Genomic DNA, 12,615 nt, shown 5'->3' with positions numbered 1-12,615 from the left:
TCTCAAAATTACTTATCATCTGTAAAAAATGACAAGCTCCTAAACTTACAAGTCAATGCATGATAGCATTTATGGCTAATTTTAGTATTAAATGTTTTAAGATTTATCAATATTGTTAGGGAAAAATAATACTAAATTTCATAAATATTTCGCTTATCAACACAACTTTTTAGGACTAGGCTTAGCCACTTTACTCGCTCGCTTTGGCTTTCCCTGAGCAGCTTTCTTCTCTTTAGCAGTTGAACTCTTACCCAAATTCGGCTTAGCCGCCTCATCCAAATCACCAAACTTCTTCGACCACCACCTCTCCTGAGAAGACCAGAAAAAGACCACATCCGCATGATCCTTGCGTTGACGCGCCTGAGCATCCGCACACTTCAACATCACCTTATCCACACCATCCTTAGCATAGGGAAACTTAGCCAAAGGCTTGCCACAGACTGGACAAGCAAAACTAGTCACCTCCGCCGTCACTGCATTTTCGCCCTTCGGTTGAGGAATCTCCCACTGATTACGGCGATCGCTCCAAAACATCACCAGATTCTCACAGCCATGCTCACACTTGAGAAAATGCCCACCACTCACCTTCTTAGAAGGAATCTTACTGAGAGGATGATTACAAGTAGGACAAGCCACATCCGAAAGCTCATTTTTACGATTACTTGGTTGTAAATCTGCACCGAGATTTGTATAAGCCCGCGCCAACATCGGCTGAAAATAGGACTGATGCCAACCAATCAAATAGCTTTGCCACTCCAACTTACCCACCGAGATTTCATCCAAAGTCGTCTCCATCCCTGCGGTAAAATCGGCTCTGAGCAGATCGGGAAAAGTTTTATGCAGCACATCATCCGTAGACATCCCCAAAGCCGAAGGTTCGAGAACCTTACCCTTGAGTAATACATAGGTTCTATCCTTAAGCGTCTTGACGATCGCCGCAAACGTACTCGGTCTACCCACACCCTGACGCTCTAACACCTGTACTAACTTTGCTTCACTATACCTAGCAGGAGGTTGAGTTTGTTTCTGCGTAAACCCTGCATTTCCCAAAGCCAAAGTCTGACCACTCGTTAACGCAGGAATATGTTTATCCTTACTCAAATCATTCCAATAGCGCGTATAACCCGCAAAGGTGAGAATACTACCCCTAGTCTGCCAAAGCGTCGAACCTGCCTGAATAATCACCCGACTTTTTTGAATTAAAGCATTAGCACATTGAGAAGCAACGGCTCTGCGCCAGATTAACTCATAGAGTTGATGCTGTTTGGCACTGAGATGATCTCTAACCGTTTTTGGAGTAATACTCAAATAGGTAGGACGAATCGCTTCATGGGCGGATTGAGCAGTCGCTTGTTCGCGATGACGAGTAGTTTTCTTAGGGACATTATCAGGATCGTGCTGCGATAGCCATTCCTTCACTTCAGCACAAAACTCAGGAGCGAGACTAGTGCTATCAGTGCGGTGATAGGTAATCAAACCCTTACGTCCGTTCGGCAAATCGACACCCTCAAATAATTCTTGAGCCACCTTCATCGTCTCTTCAGGCGATAGCCCTAATCTCACAGAAGCAGCTTGCTGGAGCGAACTAGTAATGAAAGGCGGCAAAGGCGATTTCTGAGCAGTGACACCCGTAGCTTCACGAACGACATGGGGATGATTACGCGCTACTTGAATAATTCGGGCAGCTTCCGCTTCCGACAATACTCGTTTTGATTCAACCGTAGATTCTGCATTCACTTCCGCCGCATCATCGGTGACATCCTGATCGTCAAGCACAGGTTCAATCTCGCTACTACCCGCATAGAAAGCGGTGAAGCCTTCAGCATATTCCGTCCATACCGACCAGTAAGTAATCGGCACAAAGGCATTAATCTCTCGTTCACGCTGACAGACAATATGCAAAGCTACCGACTGCACCCGACCAGCCGAGCTACCGCCACTAGTACGACGCACCAAAGGCGAAACCTTAAACCCAATCAACCTGTCCAAGCATTGTCTTGCTCTCTGAGCCGAAATCAAGTTTAAATCCAACTGATGAGCATTGGCGATCGCTGCTTTAACCGCCGTGGGCGTAATCTGGTTATAGACAGCGCGTTTAGGATTACGCAGATGGAGTTGCTGTTGTAAATGCCATGCAATCCCCTCACCCTCGCGATCGCCATCGGTAGCAAGTACGACTTCTGAAGCATTCTTCACAGCAGCGCGTAGTTTAGCAACTACCTGTTGTCCTTTACCTTCCGTCAATTGGTAGCGACATTCAATTTTGTTGGTATCTGAATGCATAGTAAAGCCCAAGCTATCTTCACCATCTTTGGCAAGTTCTGTAAAGTGACCAAAGGAGGCTTCCACTTGCCATTCACTACCAAGGATTGCTTGAATGGTTTTGCACTTGGATGGAGATTCAACGAGTAACAGCTTTTTCATGTTTTTGTACCTGTGTAAATTTTACCACCAAACAGACTTACTTATAATTTTCAATAGTTTTAGATTGTTGTACGTTTAACATCTCCACAGCCCTAGCAATATTTGCCGCATCAAGGTCGGTAACATGAGACTCTAAGATTTTTCCCTGCGACTCCACAAGGATCGGATTAACAGGACGATCTTTTGCCTTTAAAGTAATTGTATCCGAGGCTTTTTCGAGATTGAACTTGTAATTCCCCTTGCCATCAGGACGCTCAAAGATAAGATTATTACCATCATCTTTGCCTTTTACTTGCAACAGTTCGCGACAATCCCGCGCCAGTTTCAGATCTCGCTCTGCATCAGTAATTTGACTAGGAGAACTGGGAATAGCAGCAGTTTCAACATCTTCAGATTTACTCTCAGAATTATCCTTACGCAGATTACTCAAACCATCAAACATTGATAGAGCTAAATTCTGAATCTGGGTTGCATAATTGTTCTGGTTATGTTCTGGGTTAACAGCATTCACCTGTTGAGAATCGGCAGCACCTGAATTAGTATCGCTATCTTTGCTCTGCACCTGAGATGGTTGCCACTCTTCATCAAATACATCATCTTTATCGATCATCGTTAAATCCGTCAAAGTAATAGAAGACATTTCTCGTTCAGCGATCGCTAAAATATGGACGCTATGCAGTTCCACAACTTGGTTAAATACAGCCATGAACTGAGCCATATCAATCTCTGGGTTTGCAGTAATCATCGCCTTTTCCTAACGCTCTAAATCAGGGCTGGATTGTTCTAGCATCGGCTGAGGTAAATTCATCCGCTGAAATGCTTGCTGGAAGTTGTTTAAATCACTAGGAGTCATCGCATTAAGAGAGATTTGCCCTTGAGTAGTCCGCAAAATATCTTTGCCAGTATGGTTATTGACAATCGCAATATCACCATCCTGATTCCTTTGAAAATCATAATATCCACCCTTAAACGACTCCTGACCAGTCTCATTAAGGACACTTTCCACGACCACCACACCCCTAGCCCCAGCAGGAGCTAGATCTCCCAGCTTATCTACTGACGCAAGATAACCCTGATTTTGAGTCAAACTGGCAATATCCACAGTCGTCGTCTTAAAAGCAGTTTTAGTAAAGTCAATCTGTTGGTCAACAGTAGTCCTATCCTCAGTAAACACAGCCCGATCGCTTTGCAATTCAAACTTAGCGATCGCCTCATTATCAAGATTAGAAATCTCATAGAAATTATCCTGAGATTGAATGCGATAGTTTTCTGCTTCGTACTTGCCATCGACACCCAATTTAGCAACTAGGGCAACCGACACCGCAGCCATTACTTGTTGACGGAAATCATCAAACGACAGAGAATTAGAATGTCCCAACTCATCGCGATCGCTGATGCCATCGCCATCAGTATCAATGCTGCGAGGATTGAGTCCCATCCGCAGTTCATCGACATCAGTAATCCCATCTCCATCTAAATCGCGACGCAGTAGCTCTGCTAACTCTATTTTCGGGAGTTCTCGCCAATCCACATCGATATAGTTCTGCTCAACAGGAACAGGCAATGGCGGTAGATTACTGCCAGATAGCGGTGATGGCTGAATCGGTGTATTGGGAAGCATCGCAAAATCTGGATCACCTTTATCCCGAGGATTATTCGAGGTGACAGTCAAAGCTTGGGAAGTCTCAGGAGCAGTAGAGCGATCTGGTGTAGCCTGATATCTGCGCCACCAATCATCCATGATGTCCTGCTCCCATTGCTGAGATACCCGATCCCACTCCGCATCACTGAATCCCGATGATGGAGCATCAAGCTGTTGTTTATTGCCATCAGGATTGTGCAATAACTCTTCCTGTTTGCCTAACAATCGGCTCAGTAGTTCTGCTAGAGCTTCAATCGTAGTTTGAGCGATCGCCAATTGTTGAGCATTAGCCTGAGACGCTTCCGATGACTGTATAAAAACCATAATTTACCTCTATAAACCTTCAGCCCAAGCAGGCACAGTGGACTTAGGAGCATTGGGAGCATCTTTGGCAGGTAAAGGAAAATGCTCTTGAAAGTAATCTTTACGCAAAGCGATCGCCGCATCTGTAATTGGTACTTGACTGCCAGATTTAATCAACCTAGCTTTTAGAGACTCCCATTTGGACTTGCTTCTATCAGATCTCTCTGCATCAACTTTGGGAATTTTAATATGGCAACGCCGAGGTACATTTGCTTCTTTCTTAGAGCTATAGCCAGGGGAAATGAGAATACAATTACCCTGCGGTAACTTCAGAAAGTCCTCGGGAGCAAATAGTTTGCGGGTACGTTCCTGATCTGATGTACTGGTGCTAGTCCGACCACCACCCGAACTACGGGATTTGGATTTGTACTTCAAATGCTCATCACCAAGATAATCAGAGAAAATCTTCGCTGATTCAGGCTCAAGGGGATTAAAGATTGCCTTAGTCGCACAACCACCAAAGATCGCTCTTGATACCTCCTTGCCATAGGTTTCTTCTAACTGCACCAAATTTTGGAAACCCAACATACAGGACAAGCCATCCTCACGGTGAACGTTCAGCCATTGGACAAGACTTGGCAAATAAAGCGTTGGCAACTCGTCGATCGCCACCAGCAGAGGATCTTCACGCTTAGTGGACACCACATTACGGGTGACAATCATATGTAAAACCGTCGCCAATAATGGTGCAACCACATCCTGCTTTTCCCGCTTCATGCCAATAATCAGCAATTGCTTGCCTTTCAACTGCATCGGAATTGTGGTCTTGCCACAGAATACGCTGAGGATATCAGGGGACATAAAACGGCTAAAGAGAATACTTGCCGTCGAGATGACCGAAGCAACGGTTTTCTCAGAATCTGCCATGGAAATCAACTGCCCAAAGCTAGTTTCCACCCAAGTTGGCAAATTGGCATTCTGGACTCTAGCGGGCAAGTTATTTGCACCCAAAGCCTTGGCACAGAAAATAATATCGGGATAGGGAGTGGTCTTGGCTAGTAACAGCACTGCTTGAATCAACTGGTCGCCACTATTAGTAAAGAAAGGATCTTCACTACCTTTGCCACCTGATTTAAAGTTGCGGTTTAGCACGATCGCTACCTGTCGCGCCATATCCACATCCGCCGCATCACGAATGAAATCGAGGGGATTACAGATGCCACTTTCAGGGAAACTAGGGGCAAAGATACTGACTTGATATCCTGCCGCCGCCGCCACGCCTGCAATCCGTGAGGACTGTTCAGCATATTTGTAATCGTAGAGAATAATCGGAAACCCTTGGTCGATCGCACTACGAATCGCAGGGTCAATCACGCCATAGGTTTTACCCGAACCCGTACCACCGAGTACGGCAATGCCACGATTAGCATCAGGAAGCCAGATCGTCCGATCCGCTTGCGATACCTGAATCACTTTAGGCTTTTGTCCCGTAATAGGTAGTTCATGGTTGGGTGTAGCCACCCCTGGACGAGAAATCAATTCGGGTGGAAAAATCAATTTAGGCTTAACGATAAACAGAGACAGCTTATTACGTTCGCGGCGATTAATCTGTTCCTTAGCCTTTTTCCTTGCCGCCGCAATCTCCGCACCATTTGCCCAATGAGCATTAGCCAGCTTATTTTTACTATTGCCGCCACCATTTATGCTCAAGAAAACCATACCGATCGCACAAGCCGCAATAATGCCGCCTGTGGGTGTGAATAGCTGATTAGCAATGGCAGCAAATTCAGGAGGCAAACCATTGGCTGAAGACTTCTTCTCTGCTTCTGGTGAACTATCAATCTTCTGTGAATACCCGATCTCTACTGGAAATAGGCAAGTGATCAAAACCGCGATCGCCAGCCAAAATAGTCTCTTTGAGAGATTCTTTGGGCTAAACCAAAACATCAAAAAATTCATGGCAATCTATTGGCTGAAAGGTTTGCTAGTGGAAATCGGCGTATTGGCTGTCGCGTTACTGGGAACGGCATAGGGAATCGTGCTCTTTTCTTGGAGAACAACCAAGGGTAAGGGCGGCGTAATGTAGGGAGTACAACCTAAATCCACAAACCACGATCGCTGACACCAACGAAACCGCAGACCGAGGGTAATTGTGCCTGTAGCCTCATCTAGAGATTCAATGGTGACGCGAAAAGCATCGCCAAAGGGATGATTGCCTGCGGGGCCGCGATTGCCAAATAGACCACCTAAAAAGCCGTAACCATCAGGTACTTGTTGCGATGCGGTCATCCATTGTTTGCCAGTATAGTAACCACCCGCAAAGTCTGTAACCTCAATGTGCGGGCAATCAGTATTACCATCGCAACCCACCGCTTGAAATCCAGACTCGGTAACGCCACCACTAATCGGATTGATGCGATTCTTTTCCCTATTGCCAAGGGCAATATCCACCATGCCAAACCTGACATTCGGCAGTAACGCGGGAGCATTAGGAAATTGGGAAAGGCTGAGTTTACCTAAACCCGTAGCATTCAAATCCGATAAAACCACGCCCGATGCACCTTGAATATTGCTTAAAGGTAATTGGGCAAATCCTGAAATTGATTCGAGACTATAGCTATTCAACCGATCGCCAAGACTGCTCAAGGATAAATTTCCAAGGTCGGGAAAAGTATTGACTAACTGCCCCACAGTAAGAGCGGACATTTCACCACTCAGATTGGCAGATCCAGATTTCTGAGTAACCAGATCGAGGAAGGGTTGAACTTGGCTCATAGACCGATCGCGCAGATCTGGCAGTGACTGCAACAAACTATTAATCGTCTGCTGTGAAGTAAGTTCGCCCAGTTGACCAAGACTGACATTGCCAAGGGAAACACCAGCACGACTAGCGATCGCCTGTAGGCTCATTTGCTCCAGCCCCAGAGACTGAAGCGAACCCACGGTCAGGTAGCGATCTGGGCTAACAAAACTACCGATCGCCAGATTGGTTAATGCCGATGGAGAAAGTAATTGCGATAGCTGTTGCTGCAATTGGGTGGTAACTTGGATTTTCGGTAAATTCTCGAAACTGATTTTCGTAAAATCAGGAATCATCACCGATTGAGCATTCCCAATTGGCTGCGTGGACATGGGCAAAGACTGAGCCGTAGTAAAATCAGGATTGAAAATAGCGATCGCCGAAGAGGAGATCGCTAACGCCGTTATTTGGACGATACGTTTATACAACATAATTAGAAATCCCACGAGGTTTTATTCGTTTGAGCAGGAGCAGTCGGTGTAAGCGGAGCAAGGCGAGGGATTTGAGCATCGGGAACGACTTCCAAAATGCTGTAGGCAGGAATCGGGACATTCAGAACTAATTGGAACTGATAGAGATTTCTCAGCCCTCCTGCTCCTGTGGTGATCACAGTTAGAGATGTGAGATCTCCTCGCGCCGAGGCAGGTAAATTCATATCCAAATCAATCGGTTGAGCAAGTTGCCGCAGGTTAATTACCGTTGCCCCGCAATTGCTATCGTTCGCACCGTCCTTACAAAGAGGACTGTCATAATCCATGACCACCTTAGAAGGATTGCCTAACCACACCTTTTTGATAATCTCGCCTGTCTTGATGAAGCTAATATTTAACGACTGCCTCGGCGATAGGCTCACTACTGATGTCACGCCGCTTACACCCATCGCCTGACTGACACCAATTTGCTGCTTGGCAGGAAAGATCGTTTCGGCATAAGCGATCGCGGGCATCGACAAGACTAGAGCAGAGACTATCCCTGAGATGGCATATTTTCGACATGGCAAAAAGTTCATAACCATAGAACTGGATCGTTGATAGAAGATTGGTATTAGCTAGAAAGTCACAGTTTGATTGACAAACACTTGCAGTTCCTTACCTGCGGGGATAAAGAAGACATTAGGACGGGTTTTAATATCCTCGATCGCCTGTTGACTGCGACGATTCAAAGTTTCCGAGAGAATGCCAAAGCCACCACTGATCGCCGCACCCAGATAGTTGGGCGGCGGCGCGGTACTGACCGTGGCACTACCGCCAATGGATGAGATGCTGCTAGTAGTTGTAGGACTGTTGGTAAGTTTGCCAACTTCCGCTAGTGCCGAAGTAATGAAGCTCGCCACATCCATACCGCTAATTTCCGACCCGCGATCGAAGTACTTGTCCGCGACTAAAGGCGAACCTTCTGCACCACGCAAGGTAATCGCATTAGGTGGAGGAATCAACTCGCGCCCAGCGATCGCTATACCAACCACATCCAATTCAGCTAGCCCTGATTTCGCATCAAGGGGACGCGCGGTAACGATTAAAACCGCATCCGCAGGAATCACAGGCTTACCATCCGCCGTCGTAATTGGCTCTTGGAGAGTGACAATAAATTTAGGAACAATTCCAGGAGCGCTACCCATAATTCGACTGCCATCGGTGGAGAACACGACCGATGTTTTCAAAGCGGCTTTGGCTGTCGTCCCGACCAGCAAAGTATTCGCAGGTGTGGCGCTTGGCAAAGATTTTTCCGCTTGAGCGAGATAGCTGGTGAGTGAATTTAAGGGTGGTTTCTCAATCGGAGGACTTGCGGAATTGCTATTGTTAGCGCTATTCGTAGCAACGGGACTGACCGCGATCGCTTTCGGCATTTCCGTAGGTGCAGCCAGATTGCCATAACTGCCAATACTTGCCAAACGCTGCCATTCATCGGCGGGATTTTTAGCTTCAGTGGGACTAGCGGAAAAGTTACGAGGCGGAAGCATCACAGGCGTAGGCTGTGACATCACCTGACGCATCGGTATTGGCTCAAGGGGCGGAGCCGATAGGTTCCTTACGGGTGAGACGGTTGGGAGATCGGCAGACTGGACGGGATTGGTTTCTAACTTGTCTTTAGAGTCACCTTTAGAAGCCAATGCATCTGACTTTGGTAGATTTGCTGGACGCAGTGTTTTCGATTTACCCGCAGAAAGCTGGCTGCCTAAAGCTAAATCCGTCTTGAACTTGGCAATTTCGGCATCCTTAGGATCGACAGTTGAAGTTAGAGCAAGCTTTTCATCGCTGGATTTAGCTGTTAATTGCTTGGCATTAGATGGCGACATGATGCTATTCATGAATAGTCCAACCAGCAAAAATCCTAGAGAACCGACCCCACCAACCAAAGCCATCTTAGAAAAGGGGCTACCAACGATACCGCGTATCGTCCGATGTTGTTCTGGATCTGGGTCTTCACTAAAATCATCTATTCCCAAGCCCGCATCATTGACAACATCGGGTTGAAACCCAGTTAACCGAGCAAAGTCAATTTCATCGGTCATGCTTGCTGATTGTGGTTCTTGAACTTCGGTACTCATCACAACTCCTTGAAGTATCGACAGGGAAAAGTTATTTCAAATCATTTCGGGTGAGATCTCGCATGGCATAGATTTCTAGCCCAGAGGATCTCACTTTGAAAATGGCTTGCTCCAGAGGCGAAGCATCCGCTTTCAGATTCGGCACATCGATCGCCTGAATAAAGATTTCCTTATTGAAGGGAACCGATTCGCCAACTTGATTGAGGGGACTGAAAGTAACCAGATTTGCCACGAGATTCACTTTCCATTTCCCCTTTTCAATCTCTTCAGGTGCGGTAATGCTCTGAGGCACTAAAATCACCTTGCTGCCACCTGAGAAAACCTCTATCGGAGTGAGTTCGGCGATCGATGAGAGCAATCCCTTACGGAAGTCTTCAGAAAAAGCAAAGCTGGCTTGCCATGCCGTGGTGGTGATTTTCTTTTTCAAGCCCTTGTCCGCCGTAACTTCCACGCCAGTATCTAAAAGCGGCTTCCCATTTTGACTAGCATCAGAGGGCAGTTCTCCTGTCCACGTCATTAGCGCCATCACCTGCTGGGTAACAAACTGTTTTACCACTTCAGGAGATCTGGTTTTATTCTCACTGGCGATCGCGGTAATTGCTTTCCCGCCCGACAATTGCACAAGCGTAGGCGGTTTCTGGGAAGCAAGGGAGGCATAGGCTCCGATCAGAGCGATCAGCCCTAAGCTATTGAGCGCCGATAAGCCAAGTATGCCGAACAAAATCGATACCACCAATACGTCTTTAGGAGTTTTGGCTTTACTACGGTGGGATAGACCAGCAGGAATAAAGCGATGGAAAGCATTAGTTTCATCTGTTTCTGGGTTTGGTTCAGTATTCACTTCTGAATTTGGATATGAGTTCATGGGAATTACCTAGAGATGCGTAGACCGATATTTAAACCTGCGGAAGCGGCGGCACTTGCCGCTGAGAGAATGGCGCTAAAGATTGCCATGCCTCCACCTGCCGATAGGGACAGGGCAAGAATTGGCGCAAGTAGACCCAGAACAATTGCGATCGAGAGCGTATCCATTTGTGCTGAAGCGGCGATCGCTGTAGCCGACAGTCCCGTAACAATGTTCAAGCTCAGCTTTGCCATCCCCAGCGACCAGAATCCCGTCATCCATGCATAGAGGGGCTTTGCGCCAATGGGCAGTAAGGAAGCACCAACCGCCAGAGGACCGAGTAAACCTGTGAGCAGAAACCCGACCTCAATCAAAGCCTGAAACGCGGACTGCATCGCCACCATAAAAGTCTCGATCGCCGCCAGCATGATTGACCTTGAAATCACTGTGCCAGGAAAGAGATTAGTAACGGCTTCGAGAGGATTTTCACTTGCCTTCGCAATTTGTTTTTGTAACTTGCCAACCAGAGCCGCAGCAACCGCACCGTAGTTAGATTGATAATTACCGAGCAAAGCCTGAGCTTTAGCATTTACCTCTTGTAAACAGACCTGCATCTCCTCATTCTTAGTAAGCCCATTGCATTGCTGACGGTAAGCAATAATTTGTTCTTGGGCGACCGAGAAATCAGCTAGGGCGGATAGGGTTTTCTCTAGTTGGGCAGTTGAAGTAATTGCACCTAAGACCGAGTTATTGGCATTGTTAATCACTGTCCGCATCCCATTGGTGAGTCCAATTAGGTTTTGACCGCCATTGGTGAGCAGCACAATTACAATTACGGGCCAGATTAACTCGCCAAATTGTCGATAGCTCTGGTCATCAATCAAGTTTTTGGTGAATTGGATTGTCCATAGCAACAGCGAAGCCACAGCAATGATTAATCCCAGATTGGTGAGCGCTTTATAGAGCGTGCCATTAAAGGCAAGTTCCCAAGTGTTCTGCCATGCGCCTTGCACCGCTAGCGACACCTCTTCGGAATTGTTGACAATCGCTTGAGCAATCAGCATCGGTTATCTCGCTATCTTAAAAAGGTATAGGGCATCCGTTGTTGCACGGTGGAGTTACGCTCGATCAAACGATCTTGGCGATCGCCCTTGAGTGAGGCATTAATCTGGTCGAGATTGAGCAAAGATGTAGCTCCCTGTTGGGTTTGCTGCACTTGTAGGGCTAATTGTTGAGCGTCAATCTGGGCGCGTTGGCTATTTTGTTCGGCTACCTGTGAGTTCTGCTCCGATAGCAACCCCAGTTGATTAGCGACATTACCGACCTGACTGGCATTGTTACCAAACTGGGAGGCGATATTGGCAAGGATTGTCGAATTACCCGCATTTTGTTGCGCCACAATCTTGAGAACATCCTGTGTTGATAGGGCGGCTTGCGCTTGCTGCGACAAGCCATTCACCTGTTGGGAACGGGATAATGAATTTTGAGCAAAGGTGACGGAGTTCGCGGCGATCTGTTGGGAGACATCGGCGATCGCCGTGCTGTTGGCTGCACCTGTCGCCGTATTCAAAGATAGCTGCCCGACATTCTGGGCATTGACAAGCATATCTTCTAGGGTTTTCTTCAGCCTTGCTTGCCCCTCTTCTCCCAATACATTTTGGATCGAGGTATTGGTAATCGCAGATGTGACTACACCTTGATTGATCAATGTGTCATTTAGCCCCGCACTGTTAAAGGTTCCCGTGATCTGGGCGAGGACTGTGGCTTCGGCTTTACTGGGATCTGGTAATCCCAGTTGTCCGATTGACTCAGTAATGGCGGTTTGTACCTGTGGTAAGTACTGCCCCAATAGCTTGTCCATTTGAGCTTTTAAGAAATCGCCAGAGTTGATCGAGGTAATCAGTTGATTGACCTGCTGGATTAATCCTGTGAGTTCGGGTGGTAATGGCACTTGAGCATCCGTAGGGTGGGGACTCAGTAGCAAAAGCGAACAGGTTGCGAGGCTGATGACTGAAATCTGACGGGTTTTTGGTTTATTCATGGCGGTGTCAGGA

At 46.9% G+C, this 12,615-nt stretch carries 10 protein-coding genes; all 10 read right to left on the bottom strand.

What is annotated here, in order from left to right; all coding sequences use genetic code 11:
* Positions 1 to 156: 156 nt before the first annotated feature.
* The 10 genes from topA to H6G05_RS06175 are packed head-to-tail and all read right to left on the bottom strand — an operon-like array spanning position 157 to position 12,602.
* Positions 157 to 2,424, bottom strand: a complete 2,268-nt coding sequence (topA, locus tag H6G05_RS06220) for a type I DNA topoisomerase (RefSeq protein WP_190577249.1) — start codon at positions 2,422 to 2,424, stop codon at positions 157 to 159.
* A 37-nt stretch (positions 2,425 to 2,461) separates the two neighbouring features.
* Positions 2,462 to 3,169, bottom strand: a complete 708-nt coding sequence (locus H6G05_RS06215) for a hypothetical protein (RefSeq protein WP_190577248.1) — start codon at positions 3,167 to 3,169, stop codon at positions 2,462 to 2,464.
* Positions 3,170 to 3,178: 9 nt separating this feature from the next.
* Positions 3,179 to 4,390, bottom strand: coding sequence for a hypothetical protein (locus H6G05_RS24970; RefSeq protein ID WP_199310358.1), 1,212 nt, complete (start codon positions 4,388 to 4,390; stop codon positions 3,179 to 3,181).
* Positions 4,391 to 4,399: 9 nt separating this feature from the next.
* Positions 4,400 to 6,328, bottom strand: a complete 1,929-nt coding sequence (locus H6G05_RS06205; protein ID WP_190577247.1) for a type IV secretory system conjugative DNA transfer family protein — start codon at positions 6,326 to 6,328, stop codon at positions 4,400 to 4,402.
* Between the two features lie 6 nt (positions 6,329 to 6,334).
* Complete coding sequence (locus H6G05_RS06200; RefSeq protein WP_190577246.1) at positions 6,335 to 7,600, bottom strand: hypothetical protein; 1,266 nt, start codon at positions 7,598 to 7,600, stop codon at positions 6,335 to 6,337.
* Between the two features lie 2 nt (positions 7,601 to 7,602).
* A complete protein-coding gene (locus H6G05_RS06195; RefSeq protein ID WP_190577245.1) occupies positions 7,603 to 8,178 on the bottom strand; it encodes a hypothetical protein in 576 nt (191 codons plus the stop codon).
* Between the two features lie 39 nt (positions 8,179 to 8,217).
* Entirely contained in the window at positions 8,218 to 9,717 is a 1,500-nt protein-coding gene (locus H6G05_RS06190; protein WP_190577244.1) for a TrbI/VirB10 family protein, read from the bottom strand.
* Positions 9,718 to 9,748: 31 nt separating this feature from the next.
* Complete coding sequence (locus tag H6G05_RS06185) at positions 9,749 to 10,582, bottom strand: hypothetical protein (protein WP_190577243.1); 834 nt, start codon at positions 10,580 to 10,582, stop codon at positions 9,749 to 9,751.
* 5 nt (positions 10,583 to 10,587) lie between these two features.
* Positions 10,588 to 11,625 carry a hypothetical protein gene (locus H6G05_RS06180; protein ID WP_190577242.1) on the bottom strand — a complete coding sequence of 346 codons (1,038 nt, stop codon included), beginning with the start codon at positions 11,623 to 11,625 and terminating at the stop codon, positions 10,588 to 10,590.
* Positions 11,626 to 11,636: 11 nt separating this feature from the next.
* On the bottom strand, positions 11,637 to 12,602 hold the full coding sequence (locus H6G05_RS06175; RefSeq protein WP_190577241.1) for a hypothetical protein: 966 nt from the start codon (positions 12,600 to 12,602) through the stop codon (positions 11,637 to 11,639).
* Between the last annotated feature and the right edge of the window lie 13 nt (positions 12,603 to 12,615).

The organism is Phormidium tenue FACHB-1050, from assembly GCF_014696925.1.
Taxonomy (GTDB): Bacteria; Cyanobacteriota; Cyanobacteriia; order Pseudanabaenales; family Pseudanabaenaceae; genus Pseudanabaena.
This window is presented reverse-complemented; position numbering and strand designations above follow the sequence as displayed.

What these genes read in the sequence shown, in the direction of transcription:
- topA (WP_190577249.1), bottom strand. Translation starts at nt 2,424, where the DNA reads ATGAAAAAGCTGTTACTCGTTGAATCTCCATCCAAGTGCAAAACCATT.
- H6G05_RS06215 (WP_190577248.1), bottom strand. Translation starts at nt 3,169, where the DNA reads ATGATTACTGCAAACCCAGAGATTGATATGGCTCAGTTCATGGCTGTA.
- H6G05_RS06185 (WP_190577243.1), bottom strand. Translation starts at nt 10,582, where the DNA reads ATGAACTCATATCCAAATTCAGAAGTGAATACTGAACCAAACCCAGAA.
- H6G05_RS06205 (WP_190577247.1), bottom strand. Translation starts at nt 6,328, where the DNA reads ATGAATTTTTTGATGTTTTGGTTTAGCCCAAAGAATCTCTCAAAGAGA.
- H6G05_RS06175 (WP_190577241.1), bottom strand. Translation starts at nt 12,602, where the DNA reads ATGAATAAACCAAAAACCCGTCAGATTTCAGTCATCAGCCTCGCAACC.
- H6G05_RS06180 (WP_190577242.1), bottom strand. Translation starts at nt 11,625, where the DNA reads ATGCTGATTGCTCAAGCGATTGTCAACAATTCCGAAGAGGTGTCGCTA.
- H6G05_RS06200 (WP_190577246.1), bottom strand. Translation starts at nt 7,600, where the DNA reads ATGTTGTATAAACGTATCGTCCAAATAACGGCGTTAGCGATCTCCTCT.
- H6G05_RS06190 (WP_190577244.1), bottom strand. Translation starts at nt 9,717, where the DNA reads ATGAGTACCGAAGTTCAAGAACCACAATCAGCAAGCATGACCGATGAA.
- H6G05_RS06195 (WP_190577245.1), bottom strand. Translation starts at nt 8,178, where the DNA reads ATGAACTTTTTGCCATGTCGAAAATATGCCATCTCAGGGATAGTCTCT.
- H6G05_RS24970 (WP_199310358.1), bottom strand. Translation starts at nt 4,390, where the DNA reads ATGGTTTTTATACAGTCATCGGAAGCGTCTCAGGCTAATGCTCAACAA.